This is a genomic window from Hominimerdicola intestinalis (assembly GCF_054655215.1).
Genome location: NZ_BAAHNZ010000002.1, coordinates 203779 through 228501 on the forward strand (window position 1 = coordinate 203779; position 24723 = coordinate 228501).

The window sequence follows — 24723 nt, forward strand, 5'->3', positions numbered from 1 at the left end:
TAATTGCAAGGGACAAGCAATGTCCGCCCGTTTTATTTTATTTAAAAGCTTAATATACTTATTTTGTCCATAAACGCTTCAGCTCTTCAGCCGCCGCTTTTATATCCGGCTGAGCAACAACCGCAGAAATAACCGCTATACCGTCTATTCCCATGCCTTTAAAGCCGCCGAGGGTGTTTTTATTTACTCCTCCGATAATTACAATAGGTATATCCGCTGCCGCCCGTATTTCCGCCAGCTGTTCCTTTGTAACGTGCCTTGCGTCGGTCTTGGTATTTGTCGGAAACATTGCTCCTACTCCGAGATAGTCGGCTCCGTCTTTTACCGCCTGAACGGCTTCCTCCTTAGTTGCCGCAGATACGCCGATAAGCTTATCACCCATTATCCTCCTCAGTTCTCTGCAAGGCAGGTCGCTCTGTCCGACATGAACTCCTGCACAGTCAGCGGCAAGGGCAATATCGGCACGGTCGTTTATGATCAGCGGAACATTATATTTGTCGGTGATTTTTTTTACCCTTACAGCAAGCTCGTAAAAGTCACGGCTTGACAGATCCTTTTCACGAAGCTGAACAAGCGTAACTCCGCCCTTTACAGCCTCTTCGACCGACTGCTCTATCGTTTCGCAGGACATAAGCTCCCTGTCGGTGCAAAGATACAAAGTATAATCAATTTTATTCATCATTAACCTTGATCCTTTCCGAAACTAAAGTTGAATCCAGTTTACTTAAAGCGTCTATAATCGCAATATGGAAACTGCCTGTTCCCAGCAAGCCGGATTTTTCATAGGCAAGTTCTCCTGCGATTCCCATTGCACAGATTCCTGCACACGCTGCTAAGAACATATCTTCGCACGAGCCTGCAAAGCCGCCGACAATTCCGGTAGTCATACAGCCTGTTCCTGTTACCCTTGAAAGCATAGGATGCCCGTTTGAAATGCGAACGACTCTTTTGCCGTCGGTTATCGTATCTACCGCTCCGGTTATCGCAGCTGCACAGCCGAATTTTTCCGCTGCGGCTTTCGCCACTGAAACAGGGTCGTTTTTCTCATCTTTTGCGGAAGTATCAACACCTTTTGTTGAAACCTCAAGTCCTGCCATAAAGGACATCTCCGAAAGATTTCCTCTTAATATTGAAATTCTGACGTTATCCATAATTTTCTTAGCAGTATCGTTTCTGAACGCAGACGCTCCGACGCCTACCGGATCGAAAACAACGGGTATTCCCTTTTTATTCGCCGCCTTTGCCGCCGCCAGCATAGAATCTACAGTACGCTGATTAAGCGTTCCCATATTTATAACAAGTGCAGAGGCTATTGAAGCTATATCTGCCGCTTCGTTGATATCGTCCGCCATAATCGGTGAAGCGCCTATTGCAAGCACAGCGTTTGCAACGTCATTAACTGTAACATAATTTGTAATGCAATGAACCAGAGGGCATTCTTCCCGAACCGCACTGAACTGCCCTGCAATTTTATCAGCTGTCATGCCCTGACCTCCCCTGAAGCTTTGTTAAGTCCCAAAAACCCGTCAAATACCTTTGCCCTTTTGAGAGCGGTAACAATAAAAACCGCTAGAACCGTTCCGCCCGCACAGCTTACAAAGAACGGCAGAATAAAGCCGAACAATGCTGCGGCGGAATTTCCCATTATAAACTTAGCTACCGGAAATGCCAGAAGTCCGCCAAGCACAGACGTACCGAACAGCTCTCCGATATACGCAGCCGGAAGAGCCTTTATGTACCTGTAAAGTATTCCTGCCAGCAAAGCGCCTGCCATAGAGCCGGGAAATGCCATAAGAGTACCCAGACCAAGCAGGTTTCTCAGCAAGGAAGCCGCAAACGCAACTCCTACGCTCCATACGGGTCCTAAAAAGACTGCTCCGATAATGTTTACCAGGTGCTGAACAGGAGCACACTTTGAGCCGCCGATCGGAAAAGATACGAATGAACCGACTACTGCCAGCGACACCAAAACTGCGGCAAAGGTTAGCTTGTGAATATTTGTTTTTTTCATATAAAAAACCTCCTGTACTCATGCCTGCGCCGTCTGAGTACAAGCTAAATATCCAGCGGCGGCAAATTACTGTACTTAAAAGCGTACAGTAAAAGCATGAAAATAATAAAATATTTCCGGTCGATACTCGATTGTATCCTCTCACCCCGAAACACGGGTTCCCTCGCTGAATACTCTGTTTATACGGATAGGAGAATTCCGCAAAACCCCGTAAAACGCTCCTCATACGGGAAAAAGTTCTCACGCCGAACGGTCGGACCCCCCCTCCCACATTTACTTTGAGCAAGAGGTAAATTTATCAGCCCTACCCGCGTGGGGGAAAAGACAGTTATGAATTATTGCAAATCATTTCACCATTATCAACTATCAATTCCCTATATAACAAAACCTAGCCGATACCGTTTTGTTTTTCCATATAAATCGGCTGAGTTCCGTCATCAATTATAAATTTTCCGTCCTTTACCCTGATCAAATAAGTACCGATCGGGGAATAAAGATACGGAATAATTTCAGGGTCATAATTACATATTGTATTAAGTGCGAAAACATGATGATTATTCGGGTCGTTTGAATATTCCTCGTCCTCATCACCTGCGAAAAAGCACCAGCCGCTGTCGGGATAATCGGTATTAGGCTCATCACGATACATATATCCGACCTTCATACCGTCTTTTGTAATCCTGTCAGATACAATACAGCCTTCCCCGTTAGGCTCATTCCACTCAATCAATTTTTTCACTTTAATATCTAAAAATCCGTTTTCATTTTTTGGAATTTTTTTCTTAAATAAACCCATGCCAAGCGCTCCTTCCTACAGATATACTGATTTGGCTTTGCACTGCAAAAGCTATTTTTCTGTGCAGAACTTAACTTCCCTGCCCTCTAAAATCATATTTGTAGTTCTTACTGCGCACATTTTTCCGCACATTGAACAGGTATGACGGTCGGCAGGAGGCGTCTGCTCAAAAAATCTCTGAGCCTTTTCGGGGTCAATCGCCAGCTTAAACATCTCGTCCCAGTCAACCTTATGTCTTGCCTCAGCCATTGCGTTGTCGATGTCCATTGCATGAGGAATACCCTTTGCAATATCTGCTGCATGTGCGGCTATTTTGCTTGCCATAATTCCCTCCTTAACATCGTCGGCGTCGGGCAGACGAAGATGCTCGGCAGGAGTTACATAGCAAAGGAAATCAGCTCCGCTTGCCGCTGCTATTGCTCCTCCGATAGCAGAAGTAATGTGGTCGTAGCCGGGTGCAATATCCGTAACCAGAGGCCCTAAAACATAGAACGGTGCGTTGTGGCAGATTCTTTTCTGAAGCTTCATATTAGCGGCGATCTGATCCATAGGCATATGTCCGGGGCCCTCGACCATAACCTGAACGTCCTTATCCCATGCACGTTTTGTCAGGTTTCCAAGCTCGATAAGCTCTGAGATCTGTCCTGCGTCGGTAGCGTCAGCAAGACAGCCGGGGCGAAGTGCATCGCCGAGTGAGATCGTAACATCATACTTTCTGAGTATTTCAAGCACCTCGTCGTAATACTCAAAGAATGGATTTTCATTGCCTGTCATCATCATCCATGCAAACAGCAGAGAGCCGCCGCGGGATACAATGTTCATTTTTCTGCCCTCACGGCGGAAAGCTTCAACGGCACGGCGGTTAATGCCTGCGTGTATCGTCATAAAATCAACGCCCTCTTCGGCATGAGCCTTTACAACTCTGAGAAAATCCTCGGCAGTAATCTCAAGCAGATCCTTTTCAAGATATCCGATAGCGTCATACATTGGAACAGTGCCTATCATTGCAGGAGATTTTTCAACAAGCTCAGTTCTGAATTTATTGGTCTTGCCGTAGTTTGACAGATCCATAATAGCCTCAGCGCCGAATTTGATCGCCATATCTACCTTCTGCATTTCTAGATCGTAGTTCTTTGCGTCGCCTGAAATTCCAAGGTTTACATTGATTTTGGTTTTCATTCCCTTGCCGATGCCCTCGGCTGAAAGCGATTTATGATTGATATTTGCAGGAATACAAACCTCGCCCGTAGCAACCAACGCACGGATTTCCTCAGCAGTACGGTATTCTTTCTTTGCAACGGTTTCCATTTCAGGAGTGATCAAGCCTTTCTTTGCGGCTTCCATCTGTGTAGCGTAGTTTCTCATATTACAAGATTCCTTTCAGATTATAATAGTCATAAAAATGATTTGTAGGGCCATGACCTTTGCCTACGTTCAGCTTGTCTGCATTGGCAATTGCCATGGTAATATAATTCTTTGCGGCTTCGACAGCCGAAACCATATCCATTCCTTCGGCAAGACAAGCAGTTATTGCAGATGAAAGAGTGCAACCTGTTCCATGAGTGTTTTTTGTATCTATCCGCTGATTGCACATACTGTAATTTCCATCAGGCGTATAAAGCACGTCAACAGCGTCGCCCATAAAATGACCGCCCTTGATCAGCAGATTTTTAACTCCCATATCCATAATTATCTCAGCAGCGCCTTCAAAATCGTCAAGAGTATTGACCTTAACTCCGGAAAGTGCCTGAGCCTCGGGCATATTCGGCGTAACCAGGTCGGCAATAGGAAAAATATACCTCCTTAGCGCCTCGGCGGTATCTTCACAAAGAGGATCTCCGCTTGTTGCAACCATAACAGGGTCGCACACAACAAACTCGGGCTTGTACTGCACAAGTTTTTCAGAAACAAGCCGAATGATCTCAAAGCTCGGAAGCATTCCCAGCTTTACAGCAGAAACCTCAATATCCTCAAAAACAGCGTCAATCTGGTCCGCTATAATATCGCAGTCAATATTTTGGATCGAGATCACCCTTGAGGTATTTTCAGCTACGACCGACGTTATTACGCTCATTCCGTAAGTACCCATAGCCGAAAAAGCTTTAATATCAGCCTGAATTCCTGCGCCGCCGGAACAGTCTGAGCCGGCGATAGTAAGACAATTTTTCATACTGAACCTCTCATTCATAAATAAAAAAAGGACCTCCACTATATGAAAGTCCTTCTATAAACGCATTTGTAACGCTTTATTGCTTCCCTACAATGGTATTAACCAACAGGTTCAAAGGGTCAGGTTCTACCTTCTCAACTTTCAGCCGTTCGGCTCAGTCCCCCTGCAAATCTGATATTCAATTAATATACAGTATAACACCTTTTTCAGCATAAGTCAAGCGTATTAAACAAAAAACGCAGCAATTAAATTTCAAATTTTTTTTTGGAATAGCTGCTGCTTTTCTGAACAAATGAATTTGACTGATCTTATTTTTTATGTTTTATGTTTTATAGTTAACAGATCATTTGTATAATACCGGCTCAATCAAAAAATGCGGCGGAATTTATCCCGCCGCAAATGCTGTATTATCAGACCGCAGCTTATCAGTCAGCCTTTTTATCGGCAGAAGAGCTGTCGTCAGGCTTTTCTACGCCGTCGGTAGTATAAATAAATTTAACGCTGCCTTTCATACTGTCAGAAACTCCTGAATAAGAGGTATAATCCTCAGCCGCTTCCGCTACAGCTTTAAGACGGTCGATAAATTCGGAAATATCACCATTATAGGCATCGACTATCTTTTTTACACCCTCGTCCCTGAATTTCTTCATTCCGTCGTCAAGCTCCTTTGAGCCGTCCTTAAGCTGAGAAACTCCGTCAATTAGATCTCCGCTTCCGTCTTTAAGGGTCTTTATTCCTGAGAAAAGCTCTCCGCTTCCGTCAGAAAGCGTTAGCGCTCCGTCTTTAAGCATTACGCTGGAGGTATATAAAGTATAGGTTCCGCTGTAAAGCTGTGATCCTCCCTCGTTAAGCTGCTCCAGACCGCTGTCAAGCGCACTTGCGCCCTGAGAAAGCTGAGCTATTCCGTCGTCAAGTGAATTAAGACCGGTTATCATCGTATCTCCACCTTTAGAAAGCTTGGAAATACCGCCGTTCAGCTCGCTTGCGCCTGATGAAACCCGCTTTGCTCCCGAATTAAGATCCTTGCTGGACGAATACAGATCTGTTGTACCGGAATAAAGAGCCTTTCCACCTTTATTAAGATCCTTCAGACCCACGCACAGCGAACTTGCTCCCTGCTCAAGAGCCGGCAGTCCAGTTTTCTTATCAAGTAAAGCTTTTACTCCGCTCTGAAGCTGATCTGCACCGGAGCTTAACTTTACCGCTCCGTCCTTAAGTCCCTCATTGCCCTCTGTAAGAGAACCCTGAATCTGCTGCTGTCCGCCTATAGACTGTTCAAGAGTTTCTATCATAGTCTTTATACTGATATATTCCTCCGTTCCCTCTTCAGTCTGGGCAAGCATTTGCTTTAGACCTGAAAGAACCTGCTGGTCTGCATAAATAGTCTGTCCAAGTCCTCCCGCAGCATCGTCCATACCTGCTGACAATTCGGCAGCGCCCTGCTTTAACTCTCCGGAGCCGTCCAAAAGATTTGAAACTCCGTCCTCTGCTGACTGTACGCCTTTGAGCAGGGTATCAGCGCCCTTTTTAGCGTCGGTAATTCCGTCGGAAAGCAGTTTTGCCGAAGCATTTAGAGTCTTCGTACCTGTTACCAGCTGACCCGTTCCGTCCGATAAGGTTTTTGCACCCTCTGAAAGTACATTTCCGCCGCCGGACAGATCAGAAATTCCTGATTTAAGACTATCCGCTCCGTTCACAAGTTCCTTTGAACCATTTTGAACCTTTGAAATTCCGTTTACAAGCTCTGACGAACCGTTCTTTGCATCTGAAATTCCTCCGCTGAGCTTTCCGACAGAATTATACAACGTTTTTGCGCCGTCTGAAAGCTGCTTGGAGCCGTTGTATAAATCGCCTGCTCCGCTTTTCAGCTTTGACGAACCGTCGTAAAGCTTCTTTATACCGTCTGATAGATCGCCCGCTCCGTCGGACAGATCTGAAATACCCTTGTAAAGCTTTGCAGTTCCGTCGCACAGATCATCGGCGGCTTTACTTAACTCGTCTATTTTATCACTAAGCTCGTCAAAAGTCTCAGTATCGTCAAAATTGATCTGTGAAAACAGCTCGCCGGTCGCAACGGTAACTGAAGCAGTTGTTTCAAAGTCCTTTACGTCTGCGGTTATTTCCACTGTTTCCGGTATTTGAATATCTGCGTCCTTCAAGTCCTCCAAATTGTCCAGTCCAAGGCTTTCCGACAGTCCCGGAACCGCCATTCCAAGCACTATAAGCCTGTTTCCGTCTGATATTACCTTTCCGTTCGTTACCTCTACATTGCTGAATTTATCGCCGTCAAGTATCGTTCCGCTTGCCATAAGAAAAGGAACATATACCTCGATATCCTTTCCGTTTATTTTCTTTGTTGTTTTCTGATTATTGGTATAGGTATAACGTATTGTGACCTTACCGCTCTTTCCCAACATATTTTCGGGAGCTGTTTCCGCTCCGTCCAGTAAATAGGTTATTTTCACATCAACCGGAAGCTGTTTATCGGAGTTTCCCCTGTAATATATGTCATTTCCGTCTGCCTGCCAGCTCAGCTTTCCTCCGTTATCGGTAAATGTTTCATCACCCTTTACGTTCTTTATATCGGTAAGATCCGAAATGTCCTCAAGAGTATCCGAACCCTTGGTATTTTTAAGCCAGTCGCTTACTATAACGTCCTTTATATTTGAACCGCTGTCGTAAAGCACATAGACTGTTTCTTCCTTTTCTGCCTGCGCTTCATTATCAGACTGCTCTTTTTTGCTGTTATCATCAGAGCCGCTGTTTTCTTTTTCAGCCTGTGAAGAAGCGGTCTGATTTTTGTCTGATGACTTATCGTCCTGTGCAACAGCATATAGTCCTGTAGCTCCGGCTGATATCAAAACCGCCAGCACTCCTGCTATAATTCGGGTATACTTTCTCATAACAATCTGCCTCCTATTTATTTTCCACCGGTAATTTTGTCTGCGAATAATCTTTTTCAGGTATTTTAAACAGCTTTGGTCTTATTCCCATTGTCGTAACGCATATCAGCTTATCAAAAATCATAAGCAGCGACGGAAGAACTGTGATAACCGTTATCATAGATATTATCGCTCCTCTTGACATAAGCGTACACAGTGAGGAGATCATATCTATACTTGAATAAGCTCCTACGCCAAAGGTAGCCGCAAAAAATCCCATTGCTGAAACTATGATTGATTTTACGGAAGTCGAAAGTGCTATCGTTACCGCTTCCTTTTTATCCTTGCCGCCGTAACGTTCTTTCTTGTAGCGGGTAGTCATCAGTATTGCATAATCTACTGTTGCTCCCAGCTGAATAGTTCCTATAACTATTGACGCAATAAACGGAAGTTCAGTTCCGGTAAAGCAGGGAATGCCCATGTTTACAAATATTGCAAATTCAATGACGCACACAAGTATTATCGGAAGAGAAACCGATTTAAGTACACAGGCTATAATAAGGAATATTACTCCTATCGATACTATGCTTACTACCTTGAAGTCATGGTCTGTGACCTCTATTAGATCCTTGGTAGCGGGCGCTTCTCCTATTATCATTGAGCCGCTGTCATAATTCTTAGCAATATCGTTAAGCTTTGCGATCTGATCGTTTACCTCGTCGGAAGCTACCGCATATTCAGACCCTATAAGTATTAGCTGCCAGTCTCCGCTCTTCATAATGCTCTCAACTGATTCCGGAATGACCTCCTCCGGAATCGCCGGCCCTACAAGCTCATTAAAGCCCAGAACAAATTTCACTCCGTCTACATCGTTCATTTCGTCCAGCATTCTGTTGACCTGCTTTGCGTCCATTTCAGAATCCGCCAGCAGCATATGCGTCGAATTCATGTGATACTCTTCCGCCAGCTTGGTATTAGCTACAATACTCGGAAGCTCCTTAGGAAGCGTTGAATCAAGATTGTAGTAAACATCATAATGAGTATAACCGTAAAGCGCAGGAAACAGAATAACTAAAAACAGCGTTATAAATACTCCCGAATGCTTTATTATAAATTTTGAAGCCTTGCTCATATCAGGAATAATATCCTTATGCGATGTTTTTTCTATCGCTTTATCAAAGCAGAGTATTAACGACGGAAGAATAGTAACACAGCTCAATACTCCGAAAACAACACCCTTTGCCATTACGATTCCAAGGTCGAGCCCCATTGTAAAGCTCATAAAGCACATTGCAAGAAATCCTGCTACTGTAGTTACCGAGCTGCCGACAACGGAAACTATCGTGTTGGAGATCGCATGAGCCATAGCTCTTTCCTTATCTCCGGCGTAAACCTGCTGCTTTTCTTTATAGCTGTGATAAAGGAAGATAGAGTAGTCCATTGTTACACCCAGCTGCAGCACCGCCGCCAGAGCCTGAGTAATAAATGATATCTCACCTTTTATAAAATTTGTTCCGAGGTTATATATGATCGCCATTCCGATACTCAGCATAAAAAATACAGGAATAAGGAAGGAATCCATTGCTACCGCAAGAATAATACTTGTAAGTATAACTGCGATCACTACATACATTATACTTTCTTCATTTGAAAGATTTTTAATATCCTCAACAACCGAAGACATTCCGCTTACGAAGCACTGCTCCTTTGAAACGGCTCTTATATCCTCAATTGCCTGAAGCGTTCCGTCACCTGACGTCGTATCGTCGAAAAATACAACCATTAGAGTAGAATCGCCGGAATTAAAGAAGTCGTACAGCTTATCAGGAAGGACCTCTTTAGGAAGAGTTATATCCGCCAGCGAATCGTACCAGACTACGCTGTCAACATGGTTGATATCCTCAATTTTCTTTTTTGTCTGTTCAACCTGTTTATCGGTCATACCGTCGATCATGACCATTGAAAAACCGCCCTTGCCGAAATCCCCGAGCAGAATATCCTGTCCTGTCATAGTATCAATGTCCTTTGGCAGGTATGAAAGAATATCGTAGTTTACCCGGGTATTGACAAATCCGAATACCGACGGAACAAGCAGCAGAACGCTTACTATAATAATAATTATCCTGTGCCTGACGATCCATTTGCCGAATTTTATCATGCCGTCTTCATTCCTTTCAATATAATGACTGATAGTCATTTCTTTAGCACAAATACAGTATACTCTAAATCTGACCGTTAGTCAATATGTCTGACAAAGAAAAATGACTTATAGTCAGTTTTTTGTTTATATCAACAAAAATATTCAAGATATAAAAATGACTATTAGTCAATTTTACTTGTTGACACGAACGTTAAAAAGTAATATAATAAGGTTATAGAAATAGCTGCGTTATTACATACTTCAAAAGGAAGTGATAATTAATGGGAAAGCTCGACATCAACAAGAAGCATAAAGAAGACTCTCTTCTTAACACTGCCTTTAAGTTTTTTACGACAAAAGGATTCAGCAAAACGTCGATAACCGATATAGTTGATGACGCAGGAGTTGCAAAGGGTACTTTCTATCTTTATTTCAAAGATAAATACGATATAAGAAACAAGCTCGTTTCCCATAAGTCAAGCCAAATATTCCGAAACGCAGTAGAAGAGCTTATAGCACAAAGCAAGCCGCTGAGCTTTGAGGAAAAAATAATAAGTCTTATAGACAATATAATAAATCAGCTTAATGAAAACAAATCACTTCTTACCTTTATTTCCAAAAACTTAAGCTGGGGAATTTTTAAAACCGCACTTACAACTCCGACCGCAGGTGACGACATTAATTTCAAAGACGTATATTTTCAAATGCTTGAGGAATCGCCTGTTAAAATCAACGAACCTGAGATCATGCTGTTTATGATCGTAGAGTTGGTTTCCTCCACCTGTTATTCGGCAATCCTGTACCAGGAGCCATGCAGCCTTGACGTGCTGAAGCCTCATTTATATGAAAGCATTAGATCAATTATTCAGAACCATGAATGCAGTCAATAATAAACCCCTCCGCAGATCAATGTATCCGAGAAGGGGTTTTGTTATATAGTGAATAACAGTGTGAATTTTTTTATACGTTGTTGATTTTTTTACCGTACAATGCTATAATTCTTATATATTAATGAAACGGAATGAGAAAAATGAAAAGACTTATAGCCAGAACTGCGGTTTTGATATGCATTGTTGGCGTTTTTGCAGCAATAACAGGCTGTACGGAAAAAAATCAAGACCCTCAGGAAAGCAACAAAAGCGTTCAGCAAATTCTTGAAAATCTCAGCGTCAGCAGAGAAAAGCTTGATTCGTCGCTTTATTTTAACGACAGCATATTTAAGGAAAACTGCGAAAAACTGTATTCTGTTAAATACTCAGAGCTTACTGACGGCGGTATACTATACTGCGAATCAGGTGAATATGCTGATGAGATCTCAATACTGAAGCTTACAGACAGCAGCTCCGCAAACGCTGAGAAAATTCTTGAGAACCGGAAACAAGCAAGAATAAAGGTATATGAGGGATACAGTCCCTCAGAAACCGAAAAAGCAAATAACGCAGCCGTCTTTGAAGAAAACGGATATGCCGTACTTATTATTGCAGACGATACCGCTTCTTTAGAAAAGGCGGTCAGAAAAGAACTTAATTAATATAATCTAAAGCCGTGAGCAGCTGATATTTGCTGTACACGGCTTCTTGATCTTCTGAGGCAGCAGCCTATCATATCAATATTAAAACAAACCGCCTGATCAGCGAAACAAGCGGTTTGTAATTTTTATTTACTTTGCATTAAAAGCTTCAAGTCTTGAATTAAGGTCTTTTAGCTCTGAATCAACAGTAGCGGAATACTCCTCACGAACAGAACCCCATGTAGGCTGATTGCCTTCTTCGTCCTGAGTTGAAGCGGCTGCGTACAGATAATCTACAAGACACTGATTTCCGTCAAACTGCTTTCTGTCTCCCAAAGCGGAAGAAACTCCGAACGCATAATCGAAGATCATCATATAATCATCTGAAACAACGTCCATCTTAACATCGTACATTTCATCAGTCCAGTTAGGATTATTCTCCATAAACTTTGACTTTGCTGTTTCTGCGTACTGAGGATCAGTATTTGCAACGCGGCAGCACTCAAACCATGTTTTAACAGCGTCGTTCTTAGTTGAACCCTTAACCCACATAAATGCGGTCATATCCGAAGTAGTAATTTTCTGAGGATTAGAATCATATGCGGGAATAGGAACGATCTCCCAATTCTCTCCCTCCTTAGGGCCGGAGGTTCCGGAATACGCCCAGTCGCCCATTGCGAAGAACAGACAATTCTGATTGAAGCAGTCTCTAGCCGAGCCTACCCATCCGTTAAGTATAAGTCCTTCCTTCATCAAATCATAAAGGAAATCCTGACCCTTTTCTATATCCGGATCCTTCAGATTGCTTTCAAATATTCCTTTATCGGCATTATAATTTATAAGATTCTTTCCGGTCTGCTGAACAAGGTGTGTTCTGAAAAATCCGTTTACGCCGTAACGGTCGGTATCCGCCGGAGCATTGCTCACATATTCGGACATAATATCTTTCCATGCGGACCAAGTCCATTCACCGTTTTTATACAGATCATAAGGAACCTCTAGACCCTCCGCATCAATTAGATCTCGGTCGTAGCAGAGCATTGAAGAAGCAAGGTATCCGAGGGGCGCTACATAATGCTTTCCTCCCAGCATAAACTGATCGGCAGTTTCCTTTGCAGGACTCCACAGATCGGAATTAAAATCAACAATATCGTCTATAGGCTGATACATTTCGCGTACTACCTGTGAAGGAAAAGCAAGCCATTCATACTTGAAAATATCAGGAACGTCCTTATTGGCGGTTATAGCTGCGGCAAGATTATCAAACCTGTCCTCGTTGCTGGTCTGCTGGAAGGTTATCTTTCCGCCCTTCTGTTCAAAAAGATTAAGCTCAGTGCTTTTTTCAGGGTTCTTCTTAGTAGGGTTAAGATCGCCCTCACCCAGATAAATTATCGTTCCTTCGCTTCCCTCCGGAATAGCGCTGATCTTATCACTAGCCTGAACCTCTACCTTGTTAGTCGCCTCAAAGCTGTCATCGCTTCCCTTAGAATCGCCGTCTTTTCCGCAGGCAGTCATTCCGAATACCATTCCCAGAGCCAGTGTCCCGGCAAGTATTCTTTTATAGCTGTTCATATAAAAAGCCTCCTAAAATTTCTGTAATATTTTCGTTAACTTCAAAAACTTTCTTACTTAATTATATTATACAGGCATTTGTAAACGTTGTCAACCAACGAAAATGCACAATGTATTGTTTTGTATTTTGTAAGTTTTGCACAAAGAAATCCCGAAACCACGTATCTACGCAATTTCGGGATCATAACTTGGTTTAATATTTTCAAACCTGCCATCAACTTACAATGATTCAGCTCTGAAATTATCCTTCAAATTCCTTGATCGCTTTGTTTATCTTATCCAGCTCGCTGTTAACAGTAGCCGAATACGCCTCTCTAAGCTCAGACCATGTGTACTGATGACCGTTATCGTCCTGCTTATTTGTAAATTCATAAAGCTTTCTGGTAACGCAGTTTCCGTCCTCGCTGGCGTTATCCTGAGAAAGAGCAGGAGAAATTCCGTAGCCGTAATCAAATACCTGCTTATACTCGCTGGAGGAAGCCTTCTGCATTACGTCATACATTTCCTCAGTCCAGTTCGGATTTGCATTAAGGAATTTTTCCTTTCCGTTTTCCTTGTACTCGTCGCTGGTCTGTGCGATACGGCAGCATTCGTACCAGGTCTTTACAGCCTCATCGGCAGTTGAACCCTTTACCCACATATATGCAAGCATATCCGAGGTCATATATTTTTCCTCTGTATTCGGGTCGCTGGGAACCGGAACGATCCTCCATTCGTCACCCTCCTGCGGGCCGTTTCTTCCTGTCATTGCCCAAGGTCCCATACAGAAAAACAGTATATCTCCGTCTTTCAGCACCTGCTTAGCAGTTCCGCCCCACTCGGTATAAACAAGATTGTTCTTTCCGAGGTCGTAAAGCAGGTTTTCTGCGCGCTCAATATCAGGATCGTTAAGATTGCTCTTAAATGTATTCCCGTCGTAGGTTACCATCGTCTTGCCGGTCTGCTGAATGACCTGCGTCTGGAACCAGCCGTTTATTCCGTATCTCTGAACTCCTGCAGGAGAATTTTCAACAAACTCAGTCATAATATCATGCCACGAATCCCAGTTCCATTCCCCGTTCATATAAAGATCGTAAGGATCTTCAAGTCCTTCGCTCTCAACAAGAGCATGATCGTACATGAACAATGTTCCTACGGAAAAGCTTATAGGAGCTACATAATGCTTTCCTTTGAGCACGAACTGGTCTGCTGTATCAGCAACGTCAGCCCAGAGAGGATCGCTGAAATCAACTATCGAATCTACAGGCTGGTACATATCCTTAAGAACCTGAGAGGGAAAAGCCAGCCATTCATACTTGAATATATCCGGCACATCCTTCTGCGACATTATCGCACTTGCAAGCTTATCGAATTTTTCACCGTCGCTTACCTGTGAAAACTTCACTGTTCCGCCCTTATTATTAAACAAGGTCATTTCAACGGTTTTATCCGCTCCCTCGGCAGGATTAAGATCGTATGTACCCATCCACAGTATTTCCTTCTGCGCTTCGTCCGGAATATTCTCTATAAGATCTGTATCGTTAACGTCAACCTTAGGTACTGTCGTAACAGCAGAACTGGAATTACCTGAATTTCCGCAGCCGGCAGCAGCGGAGGCTGACAAAACGGCGGCAGTAACTGCCAGCGCTCTTTTGAGCTTTGTCAAGCTAATCACTTTCCTTTCATTATAACACTCACATTATATACAAATCATTATATTCATTTCTGTAAACGTTGTCAATGTGCAAATTAAACAGAAGATATTTACGAATTTTGTTTATAATCATAGTTAAACGTTTAAGCAGCTGAAAAATTTCTGAATTTATACCAGACAGGCTGAATATAATTACATAGCAAAACGCCTTTTCAAAGTGCGAACTTAAAAAGCGTAAATTTTTCTTCTGATAATGTTGATTTTCTGTTAAAGCTGTGCTATAATTAAAGTTAGCAAAGGTTAACTCAGCCTTTGCCGTATTAAGCGAACGCCACGAAAGGAAATGTTTTAATGAAAGAAGCCACCCTTAACGATCTCAACGCCGGTGAATATGCGACAGTAACAAGAATGAACTGTCTGGGCGCAATGAAGCGCAGGCTCATAGATATGGGCATCACTCCCGGAGTAAGAGTAAAGCTGTATAAGGTCGCACCGCTGGGAGATCCTCTGGAAATAAAGCTGAGAGGTTATATGCTTTCGATAAGACGCTCCGAGGCTAAAAATATAACGGTAAGTAAGGAGCCTGACGCATGAATTCTGTTGCTCTTGCGGGAAATCCCAACTGCGGAAAAACTACTTTATTCAACGCCCTTACCGGTTCAAACCAGTATGTAGGAAACTGGGCTGGAGTTACGGTAGAAAAAAAGACCGGCAAAACAAAGGACGGAAAATTTGAGATCGTCGATCTTCCGGGGATATATTCGCTTTCACCGTATTCTATGGAGGAAATAGTCAGCCGAGATTTCATTATAAAAGAAAAGCCACAGGCAATAATTAACATAATCGACGGTACAAATATTGAAAGAAACCTCTACCTTACCGTACAGCTGGTCGAGCTTGGAATACCAATGGTCCTGGTAATAAATATGATGGACGACGTGAAAGCTCAGGGAGGTTCTATAGATACCTGCTACCTATCAAAGCTTCTGGGTATGCCGATAGTACCTGTATCTGCCAGAAGAGGCGATAATATAGATGAAGTCATGAGACAGATCTCATACGTTATTGAAAATAATATCATACCTCCCGAAATTAACTTTGACAATAAGACCCAAAATGCGCTTAACCAGATATTTTCCGAAATTTATGATGAAAACAAAGTTCTTCCCTATTCATTTTATGCTTCAAAAATCCTTGAGGGCGACGAAAGCGCAGTAGGAGAGCTTGAACTGAGCGCTGAAAAAGCGGCTGCACTTGAACGTATTGCGCAAAAGTATGAAAGTTCGGGAAGATACGGCGACCGCGAAACAATGCTTGCCGACGCACGCTACAGCTTTATAGAAAACGTTACTGCCAAATGTGTAGTAAAGGGCAAGAGTGAGGAAAAGCTTACGGTATCTGATAAAATAGATATTGTAGTAACAAACAGATTTCTTGCGCTGCCTATCTTTATTCTTATAATGGGTTCTATATTCGGACTTACTTTCGGGCCGGTCGGAAGCTTTTTATCCGATATTATTGAAAAGCTGTTCAATAATATCCTTTCTCCTGCGGTACTGAGCTTTATGGAAAAGGCCGGCGCTCCTCAATGGACGGTTTCTCTGATAACAGACGGAGTAATAAGCGGAGTCGGAGGCATTCTTACCTTTCTTCCGCAGATATGTATATTGTTTCTGTGTCTTTCAATACTGGAGGACAGCGGTTATATGGCAAGAGCCGCATTTATAACCGACAGATTTCTGCGTAAGCTGGGACTTTCGGGAAAAAGCTTTATACCAATGCTTATGGGCTTTGGCTGTACGACCCCGGCAGTAATGGCGACAAGGACCCAGGAAAATATCAATGAACGCCGTGCCACAATACTGCTTATACCCTTTATGTCCTGCGGCGCAAAGCTTCCGGTATATGCACTGTTCGCAGGAGTTTTCTTTGCCGCTCATCAGGGACTGGTCGTATTTTCAATGTACATAACTGGTTTTGCCCTTGCTATACTTATAGGACTGATCCTTAAAAAAACCGTCTTTAAAACTAATCAGGCGCCTTTTGTTATGGAGCTGCCTGCATATCGTCTTCCTATGCTTTCTTCAGTTCTCAAAAACACATGGGATAAATGCAGAGGCTTTATTATAAAGGCCGGAACGGTTATTTTTGCAATGTCTATAGTTATTTGGGCGCTTCAGTCGTTTACTCCGTCGTTTGAATATACTCAGGACAGCGAGATAAGTATTTTCGGTCATATCGGAGCTTTTCTTGCTCCCGTATTTGCTCCTCTAGGGTTCGGGAACTGGAAAGCGGGAGTTTCGCTGCTTTCAGGTCTGGTAGCCAAGGAGGCCGTTGTAAGCACCATGCTGGTGCTTTACTCCGCTCCCAATGAAGCTGCTCTTTCAGGCGCTATTTCAACAGTCTTTACTCCCCTTTCGGCTTTCAGCTTTATGATCTTCTGCCTGTTGTATATGCCATGTATTTCAGCCTTTGTTACAATAAAAAAAGAAACCGGCAGTTTAAAATGGGCTTTGGCAAGCGCTGCGCTGCAATGCACCGTCGCTTACACAGCAGCTCTGGCAGTTTACCAGATCGGCTCACTTTTTATCGGGTGAAATTTATGAAGTACATTATAATTGCTTTCTGTATTATGCTCATTATACTTGCGGTTCTGATACTTATTCGCTTTCTCAAGGACAGCTTTAGCGGAAAATGCTGCGGTAACTGCTGCAGATGCATGAACCGCAGGTGCGGACATGAAAATAAAAGGATCAAAAAATAAGCTTTCAATTTTCTTCCGTTTGACATAAAAAGAGCCATATGCTATAATTATCAAAACGGGGGTGTTTACTGTGAAAATAGACTTTCATTCGCATATCCTGCCGCAGATCGACGACGGTTCGGGAAGCACGGAAGAAACTGTTAAAATACTTGATCTAATGGCTGAAGATAACGTAGATATTGTCGCCGCCACTCCTCATTTCTACTGCGGTCAAACCTCGATCGATATTTTTCTCGAAAACAGGAATAATGCGCTTCAACGTATCAAGCCTTATTTAAAGCCTGAACACCCAAGAATAATTACCGGAGCCGAGGTGCTTTATAATCATGCACTTGCCGGAAGCGAAGAAATTTACAAACTGTGTCTCGAGGGAACTGATTTTATACTTCTTGAAATGCCGTATTCGCGTATTACCGATGATATGATCAGCGATATTGAACGCATTACCGGAACTACGGACGTCAAGGTCATGATCGCCCATATAGAACGGTATCTTTCGTTTACGAGCTATAAGGAACTTTCAAGGCTTATGAGTCTTGACGTTTTAGGACAGATAAATGCAGATTCGCTTATGACTTTTCGTTCCAGGAAGAACTGTCTTAAACTGATCAGCGACGGCTATGTTCATGTACTGGGAACAGATTTTCATCGTACGGAAAGATGTCATGCCCTGCTAGGCGACGCTGAAAAAGTTATTCAAAAAAAGGCCGGCGCTGCGGTCATGCACCGTATTGAAGAAAACGGCAGAAAGCTGCTTGAAAATCTCAGCACAGAAGAAATCCTGCTGTGACATTCACAATAAATTTACAACTCAGTTCTTATACATATTGACATAACGGGTCGATTGCTGTATAATAATATTGTTATAATTTAATACCTTATCAAGAGTGGCGGAGGAACAGGTCCTGTGAAGCCCGGCAACCTAGTTATTAAGCTAAGGTGCTAATTCCTGCGGTGTATTCCGGGAGATGAGGAATTTTTCAGTAAATTCAGGCGTTTCGGAATGAAGCGTCTTTTTTAATGCTCTTATTTACTTGATAGGTTTTTAACATACAGTCTAAAATGAAAGAGGTAATAAAAATGTCAAGACGTTTATTTACATCCGAATCGGTAACAGAAGGACATCCTGATAAGATATGCGATCAGATTTCCGACGCCGTACTGGACGCTATGCTGGCACAGGATCCTATGTCCAGAGTAGCCTGCGAAACAGTAACGACAACAGGCTTTGTTATGTGCATGGGAGAAATAACAACTAAGGCGGTCGTGGATATTCCTCAGATCGTCAGGGATACGGTCATCGGTATAGGCTATGACCGTGCTAAATACGGTTTCGACGGCTATACCTGCTCGGTGCTGACATCTATAGACAAGCAGTCTCCTGATATTGCTATGGGAGTTGACAATGCTCTAGAAGGGCGGGATGAAAACGCTTTCGATATAGGTGCGGGAGATCAGGGTATAATGTTCGGATACGCCTGCGACGAAACACCCGAGCTTATGCCTATGCCTATTTCTCTTGCTCATAAGCTTGCCCTTAAGCTTACCGAGGTAAGAAAAAACGGAACTCTCAGCTATCTCCGTCCAGACGGCAAAACTCAGGTCACTGTCGAATACGACGGCTCAAAGCCCGTCAGAGTTGACGCTGTTGTCGTATCCTCTCAGCACGATGAAGCCGTATCGCTGGAGCAGATAAGAAAAGACATAATAGAATATGTAATTAAGGCAGTTATCCCTGCTGAGCTGCTTGACGAAAATACTACCTATTTTGTAAATCCTACAGGACGCTTTGTAGTCGGAGGCCCTCAGGGCGACAGCGGTCTTACCGGAAGAAAAATTATCGTCGATACCTACGGCGGCTACGCCCGTCACGGAGGCGGAGCTTTTTCAGGAAAGGATCCGACTAAGGTAGACCGCTCCGCAACATATGCGGCGAGATATGCTGCAAAAAACATTGTAGCGGCAGGTCTTGCAAAGCAATGCGAGGTTGAACTTGCCTACGCTATAGGCGTTGCCCGTCCCGTTTCCGTAATGGTAGATACCTACGGTACAGGAAAATATCCTGACGAAAAGCTTGCAGAGGCAGTAAACAAGGTCTTTGATCTCCGTCCTGCGGCGATCATAAAAGATTTGGATCTTAGAAAGCCTCAGTATAAAGCGCTTGCGGCGTACGGTCACATAGGGCGTGAGGATCTCGGAGCTGCATGGGAGAAAACAGACAGAGTTAAGGCTCTGCTTGATGCATTGAAATAATAGAAAAAAGCCGCTTCCGAATTTCGTTTCGGGAGCGGTTTTAATATAATTATATGTTATTTATTCTTATTATAAATAATACGCAGTCCTTTTAAAAGCAGCTGATCGTCGATAATTATCTCTCGTTTGCAGAACGGAATGATAGTTTTTGCTATTCCGCCCGTAGATATAACCGTACATTTTTCTCCGAGTTCTTCTTCTATACGCTCGATAACTCCGTCGATACTTGAAGCGGTACTGTTAATTATTCCGCTCTTCATACAGTCTATCGTATTAGTGCCTATAACCCTTTTCGGAGGAACAAGACTGATGTTCGGAAGCTGAGATGTTCTGGAGGTCAGCGAGTCGAGGGATGTTCTCAGTCCGGGGATTATAAGTCCGCCCATAAAGTTCTTATTTTTATCTATAACGGATATAGTAGTAGCCGTACCCATATCTATCATAATGCATGGAACCGGATAAAGATTAATTGCACCCACCGCGTCAGCTACCCTGTCGCTTCCAAGCTGAGCGGGATTATCCAGCATTATCTTAAGTCCTGTTTTTATTCCCGGTCCTACTACCATTACCTGCTTGCAGGTAAGACGTTCCATGGCTTCTTTTACTGTAAGCGTTACCGGCGGAACAACAGAGGAAATAATACCGCCCTGAAAATCCATATGGCTTATACCGTTAAGCTCCAATATGTTTTTGAGCATTATCGTATACTCTAAGGCAGTAGCTTCACGATTTGTTGATAAGCGTTCAATAAAAAGGATCTTATCGTTTTCAAAACAGCCCATCACTATATTTGAATTTCCTATATCAACTGCAAGAACCATTTTTAATATCCTCCGAAAATCAATCCGCTTGTGAAGCTGAAACAGGTTTTACCGCAGCGGGAATAAGCCTGGCTTTATAAAGAGCCGAACCTACAGCTCCGGTCACAATCGTAGAAGCAGCTATTTCAAAAACCGCATTTATACCAGCAAAAGTACAGATAAATACGATTATATTCTCTCCGGCAATCAGGCCCCGAACATAATCCGTATTTCCGTAAAGCACAACCAGAGCAGTCATAAAGAACAGCGTATTTAATAAAGCTGAGCAGAAGCCTGTGACTGCACAGGATATATAGGTATTCGATGATTTTCTTACTTTTCTAAATATAAATCCGAGCAGAAAACCGTCAAGTACACGCGGAACAAAGCGCTGAATAAAAGCTAATACAGGATTTATATCGAATAAAATTACTCCCATAGCACTTGTTCCGCCAACTCCGATGCACTGCAAAAAGCTAGTAAGACCGAATACCGCACCCGCAACAGCTCCTCCGGCAGGTCCCAGCACGATCGCCGCCAGCGCTACCGGAATTACATTAAAAGTAATAGCCAAAATGCCGACGTTTAAATATCCCAGCGGCGTATATGCCATAATGAGCAGGATAGCTGTCAGCAATCCAAGAATAACCAGCTGTTTTGTTTTTAATGTTGATTTCATAATAATGAAAACCTCCTTGTTATTATTCCTCATTCCGAGGATACAATACACGGCAGCTGCATATGGGATATACAGATGTAAGCGCGTCAGATTTTCTTTGCAGGAAATATCTGCGGACAGGGTATGTACTTGAAATCCGCTCCGTCTGAAGTCCGGCAGCCGCTGTTTATATTATAGCATACTTTTTTCAGAAAATCTATATCTTTTTCCGTTTTTTTGTGATATAATATTAAAAATACTTTTTTAAATCACGGGAGATGTGCAATATGCTTAAAGGAAAAACAGTCGTTCTTGGAGTTACGGGAAGTATTGCGGCATATAAGACCGCAAACCTCGCCAGAATGCTGACAAAGCTTCACTGCGATGTTCAGGTTATTATGACTCAGAATGCAGCTCAGTTTATAAATCCTATTACTTTTGAAACCATAACTCAGAATAAGTGCCTTATGGACACCTTTGACAGGAACTTTCAATACAGCGTGGAACACGTTGCACTTGCCAAAAAAGCAGATATAGTAATGATCGCTCCCGCTTCAGCAAACGTAATAGGTAAGATCGCCAACGGGATCGCTGATGATATGCTGACTACAACCGTTATGGCTTGCCCATGCAAAAAAATTATTGCCCCGGCAATGAACCATAATATGCTTCATAATTCAATAGTTCAGGAAAATATAGAAAAGCTCAAGCGCCACGGCTATGAAATTATAGAGCCGGTTAACGGTATGCTTGCAAATCGAGATATAGGGGACGGAAAGCTTCCCACGGAGGATACCCTGCTTAAATATATTATAAAAGAGATCGCTTATAAAAAAGATCTGTCCGGAAAAAAAGTGCTTGTTACCGCAGGAGCTACCAGAGAAAGCATTGACCCGGTACGCTTCATTACCAATCATTCAAGCGGAAAAATGGGCTGCGCCGCCGCCGAAGCCGCAATGCTCAGAGGGGCTGACGTTACTCTTGTCTGCGCTCATATGGACGTAGAACCGCCTATGTTTGTAAAAACCGTTCCTGTAATTTCAGCCGAGGATATGTACAATGCAGTTGTTTCTCTTTCCGACAGCCAGGATATAATAATCAAAGCTGCGGCGGTTTCTGATTATACTCCTGCGATAACCTATAAAAGCAAGGTAAAGAAATCAGACGGCGATATGAAGATCATGCTTAAACGAACAAAGGATATTCTTAAATACCTGGGTGTACACAAGCACATAGGACAGGTCATATGCGGCTTTTCAATGGAAACGGATAATGTAACAGAAAATTCCCGCCGAAAGCTGGAATCCAAGAACTGCGATATGATCTGCGCCAATTCACTAAAAAAAGAGGGGGCAGGCTTCGGAGCCGATACGAATATTATCACGGTAATTACAAAAAACGGCTGTGAAGAGCTTGGGATCATGTCTAAGGAAAGTGCGGCTCATATAATTCTTGACAGGATTAAAGCTATTCTTGACAGATAACACAATGAAAGAATAGGAGGATCATATTATGAAGATAAAGGATGTTTGGTACTTTAACTGCAAACAGGGCAAGGAAGAATTTTTACAGCCTGATTTTTTCAGTACAAGCTCACATATAGGAATATACTGCGAATTTACTGAGCTGACCTTCCCGCTGACAATATCCGTCTGCGGCTACTGCGGAACGAGTCTTGTATTTGAGAAAAACACTGAAATAGCAAACGACGGCTTATCCGACGGGATATATGTAAAAGCCGCGGAAAAAAACGCTTTGATCAAAATAGGTGAAACCAAGGACTGCTACCCTGACTTTATTCACGTTTCATGCACCAGCGGCTCTCAGCATTCCGAGCTTGACAAAAAATGCGGTTACTCCACAATATCCGGAAATGTATCGAATTTCGATGGGAAGCCTTTTCCGTCGGCAGTAATGCTGTACCGTTACGGCTTTGAGGATGGTCCTTATATTATAGGCACATGGACCGATAAATATGGAAGCTATTCACTTAAGATACCCAACGGACTTTACAACGCTGTTTACTCCGACGACAGCAGCTACGGCAGCGGCTCCCTTGAATGCTGGGGCTGGCATTTTATTGCCGACCGTGACGAAACTGTCAATTTAAAAATAGGCAGCGGGGAAGTTTATTCGCTTAACGTATTTACAGACAACGGCGGAATAAACAATTTATTTCTTTCCTTCCGTCCTATGCTATATTACAAAAAGGACGAGTATGAAGTAATTCTCGGAAAAAACAAATTCAATGTAACCGATATAGCGCCTGAGCTTGAAACCGACGATATTGCGGTAACGATAAACGGTAAAAGCAGCAGAGTCATATCATTGCAGAAAATTTATGAAACGGCGGACGACGGCTTTTCAATGCCTATGTATATAGTTCAGGTCCCGAAGCCTCTTGACTGCGATCTTACAGACAAGCAAACTGTAATTCTTGAATATGATACAAAGGACAGACTTGAGAAGCGTGCCGCAAGCCGCGGATTTGTACAGTTTTACTACAAAGACGGTTTGGCTTCCGCAGTAAGATAGGTAATAAGAATACTATGAATAATCATAAATATATAAAGATAATTGCAGTTATTATCTGCATTATACTGACCGAAAACTCCTTATGGAGGATCTCTAAAAGCTCTGAAAGTCCAATACTGATCATACTGTGTATGAACGCTGTCTTTGCCGCATTAATATACTTGGTCGTACATATTATACGAAAGTCACCTGAAACCGTAAGAATAATAAAAGCAATAGATGAAAAAGAGCCGTATGCAATTATAGGACCTTTTATCGTAGTTATAATAGGCAACAATATGTTAATACCATTCGACAGCGTATCAAAATCATTTTTAATTTCTCTTCTAATTGTGAATTTATTGTTTTTTATAGTAATAGCCGATTCCATTTACCTGAAAATAAAGAATTATAAAAAACGGGAATTGGACAACTGTATTACCGATCTTAATAAAATATTTGATAAAAGCGTCAGACCGCACAGACGTAAACAGTCCGAAAAAGAAGCTGAAGCTTGTGAAAGCGAAATTACAGAAACAGCTGACCATATACCTAATTACAGCTCTCTCAGCCGATCGGACAAGCAAATAAGCTCGGAAGATAATGAAGAATACAATCCAAAGCTTAAAGCTTTGCTTTTTCCTCCGTATTTCAGCTATGAAAAAACCTCGTCAGCAGATACTGAAAAGATCATATCTTTTACGGGAAACGGCAAAGGTGTTCCTGAGTACTGGTGCGCCGACAGAATAAACAAATTTTATTTCGCCTGTACAGACTGTAATGAAGGCACAGAAAATAACGGAAAGTTCAATTATCTCCTGATCCTAGAAGATAAGAGTTTTGCTTTTTCATTTGATAAAAGGATACCTGAGAATATACTTCCCGACTGTATTGATAACTCCTCCCAGCGTGAGCTTGGCTATAATAAAGACAGCATTTCAACTATTCTGAACTGCGCCTTTGAGGTATACAAAAATAATACGATCCAAAATTAACAGCGTCTGAAAGGATATAAAGACT

At 42.7% G+C, this 24723-nt stretch carries 21 protein-coding genes and 1 riboswitch; of the genes, 9 read left to right on the top strand and 12 right to left on the bottom strand.

What is annotated here, in order from left to right; genetic code table 11:
* Window positions 1-58: 58 nt before the first annotated feature.
* From thiE to ACYQ0H_RS03380, 8 genes are all read right to left on the bottom strand, one after another.
* Window positions 59-682: a thiamine phosphate synthase gene (thiE, locus tag ACYQ0H_RS03345; RefSeq protein WP_459811425.1), complete on the bottom strand. Its 624-nt coding sequence runs from the start codon at window positions 680-682 to the stop codon at window positions 59-61.
* Window positions 672-1484: a hydroxyethylthiazole kinase gene (gene thiM, locus ACYQ0H_RS03350; protein WP_459811426.1), complete on the bottom strand. Its 813-nt coding sequence runs from the start codon at window positions 1482-1484 to the stop codon at window positions 672-674. Before thiM ends, thiE begins: the two co-directional genes overlap by 11 nt.
* The gene (gene thiW / locus ACYQ0H_RS03355) at window positions 1481-2011 is read right to left on the bottom strand and encodes an energy coupling factor transporter S component ThiW (protein ID WP_459811427.1); all 531 of its coding nucleotides are present in this window, start codon (window positions 2009-2011) and stop codon (window positions 1481-1483) included. The genes thiM and thiW overlap by 4 nt, the downstream gene beginning before the upstream one ends.
* A gap of 388 nt (window positions 2012-2399) precedes the next feature.
* Window positions 2400-2807, bottom strand: a complete 408-nt coding sequence (locus tag ACYQ0H_RS03360; protein WP_459811428.1) for a DUF2185 domain-containing protein — start codon at window positions 2805-2807, stop codon at window positions 2400-2402.
* Between the two features lie 51 nt (window positions 2808-2858).
* Entirely contained in the window at window positions 2859-4172 is a 1314-nt protein-coding gene (gene thiC / locus ACYQ0H_RS03365) for a phosphomethylpyrimidine synthase ThiC (RefSeq protein WP_459811429.1), read from the bottom strand.
* A 1-nt stretch (window position 4173) separates the two neighbouring features.
* Complete coding sequence (gene thiD, locus ACYQ0H_RS03370) at window positions 4174-4977, bottom strand: bifunctional hydroxymethylpyrimidine kinase/phosphomethylpyrimidine kinase (protein WP_459811430.1); 804 nt, start codon at window positions 4975-4977, stop codon at window positions 4174-4176.
* Between the two features lie 425 nt (window positions 4978-5402).
* Window positions 5403-7880, bottom strand: coding sequence for a hypothetical protein (locus tag ACYQ0H_RS03375; protein WP_459811431.1), 2478 nt, complete (start codon window positions 7878-7880; stop codon window positions 5403-5405).
* 13 nt (window positions 7881-7893) lie between these two features.
* The gene (locus tag ACYQ0H_RS03380; RefSeq protein ID WP_459811432.1) at window positions 7894-10017 is read right to left on the bottom strand and encodes an efflux RND transporter permease subunit; all 2124 of its coding nucleotides are present in this window, start codon (window positions 10015-10017) and stop codon (window positions 7894-7896) included.
* A 263-nt stretch (window positions 10018-10280) separates the two neighbouring features.
* Here ACYQ0H_RS03380 and ACYQ0H_RS03385 point away from each other — a divergent pair, with 263 nt between their 5' ends.
* Entirely contained in the window at window positions 10281-10889 is a 609-nt protein-coding gene (locus ACYQ0H_RS03385; protein WP_459811433.1) for a TetR/AcrR family transcriptional regulator, read from the top strand.
* A gap of 140 nt (window positions 10890-11029) precedes the next feature.
* The gene (locus tag ACYQ0H_RS03390) at window positions 11030-11530 is read left to right on the top strand and encodes a DUF4358 domain-containing protein (RefSeq protein ID WP_459811434.1); all 501 of its coding nucleotides are present in this window, start codon (window positions 11030-11032) and stop codon (window positions 11528-11530) included.
* Window positions 11531-11659: 129 nt separating this feature from the next.
* Here ACYQ0H_RS03390 and ACYQ0H_RS03395 read toward each other — a convergent pair whose 3' ends face one another.
* Together ACYQ0H_RS03395 and ACYQ0H_RS03400 are read right to left on the bottom strand one after the other, a co-directional pair.
* Complete coding sequence (locus ACYQ0H_RS03395; RefSeq protein ID WP_459811435.1) at window positions 11660-13081, bottom strand: ABC transporter substrate-binding protein; 1422 nt, start codon at window positions 13079-13081, stop codon at window positions 11660-11662.
* A gap of 241 nt (window positions 13082-13322) precedes the next feature.
* A complete protein-coding gene (locus tag ACYQ0H_RS03400; RefSeq protein ID WP_459811436.1) occupies window positions 13323-14726 on the bottom strand; it encodes an ABC transporter substrate-binding protein in 1404 nt (467 codons plus the stop codon).
* A 339-nt stretch (window positions 14727-15065) separates the two neighbouring features.
* Between ACYQ0H_RS03400 and ACYQ0H_RS03405 the strand changes: the two genes are divergently transcribed.
* The 4 genes from ACYQ0H_RS03405 (at window position 15066) to metK (ending at window position 19731) form a co-directional block, all read left to right on the top strand.
* Window positions 15066-15308 carry a FeoA family protein gene (locus ACYQ0H_RS03405; RefSeq protein ID WP_459811437.1) on the top strand — a complete coding sequence of 81 codons (243 nt, stop codon included), beginning with the start codon at window positions 15066-15068 and terminating at the stop codon, window positions 15306-15308.
* The gene (feoB, locus tag ACYQ0H_RS03410; RefSeq protein WP_459811438.1) at window positions 15305-17311 is read left to right on the top strand and encodes a ferrous iron transport protein B; all 2007 of its coding nucleotides are present in this window, start codon (window positions 15305-15307) and stop codon (window positions 17309-17311) included. The genes ACYQ0H_RS03405 and feoB overlap by 4 nt, the downstream gene beginning before the upstream one ends.
* 237 nt (window positions 17312-17548) lie before the next feature.
* On the top strand, window positions 17549-18268 hold the full coding sequence (locus ACYQ0H_RS03415; protein WP_459811439.1) for a CpsB/CapC family capsule biosynthesis tyrosine phosphatase: 720 nt from the start codon (window positions 17549-17551) through the stop codon (window positions 18266-18268).
* An 85-nt stretch (window positions 18269-18353) separates the two neighbouring features.
* Window positions 18354-18453: riboswitch (SAM riboswitch) on the top strand.
* A gap of 105 nt (window positions 18454-18558) precedes the next feature.
* Window positions 18559-19731 carry a methionine adenosyltransferase gene (gene metK, locus ACYQ0H_RS03420; protein WP_459811440.1) on the top strand — a complete coding sequence of 391 codons (1173 nt, stop codon included), beginning with the start codon at window positions 18559-18561 and terminating at the stop codon, window positions 19729-19731.
* 56 nt (window positions 19732-19787) lie between these two features.
* Here metK and ACYQ0H_RS03425 read toward each other — a convergent pair whose 3' ends face one another.
* A complete protein-coding gene (locus ACYQ0H_RS03425) occupies window positions 19788-20552 on the bottom strand; it encodes a type III pantothenate kinase (RefSeq protein ID WP_459811441.1) in 765 nt (254 codons plus the stop codon).
* Between the two features lie 19 nt (window positions 20553-20571).
* The gene (locus tag ACYQ0H_RS03430) at window positions 20572-21210 is read right to left on the bottom strand and encodes an ECF transporter S component (protein WP_459811442.1); all 639 of its coding nucleotides are present in this window, start codon (window positions 21208-21210) and stop codon (window positions 20572-20574) included.
* 266 nt (window positions 21211-21476) lie between these two features.
* Here ACYQ0H_RS03430 and coaBC point away from each other — a divergent pair, with 266 nt between their 5' ends.
* The 3 genes from coaBC to ACYQ0H_RS03445 are packed head-to-tail and all read left to right on the top strand — an operon-like array spanning window position 21477 to window position 24698.
* The gene (coaBC, locus tag ACYQ0H_RS03435; protein WP_459811443.1) at window positions 21477-22673 is read left to right on the top strand and encodes a bifunctional phosphopantothenoylcysteine decarboxylase/phosphopantothenate--cysteine ligase CoaBC; all 1197 of its coding nucleotides are present in this window, start codon (window positions 21477-21479) and stop codon (window positions 22671-22673) included.
* A gap of 28 nt (window positions 22674-22701) precedes the next feature.
* Complete coding sequence (locus ACYQ0H_RS03440) at window positions 22702-23724, top strand: hypothetical protein (RefSeq protein WP_459811444.1); 1023 nt, start codon at window positions 22702-22704, stop codon at window positions 23722-23724.
* A gap of 14 nt (window positions 23725-23738) precedes the next feature.
* Entirely contained in the window at window positions 23739-24698 is a 960-nt protein-coding gene (locus ACYQ0H_RS03445) for a hypothetical protein (RefSeq protein WP_459811445.1), read from the top strand.
* Window positions 24699-24723: the final 25 nt, after the last annotated feature.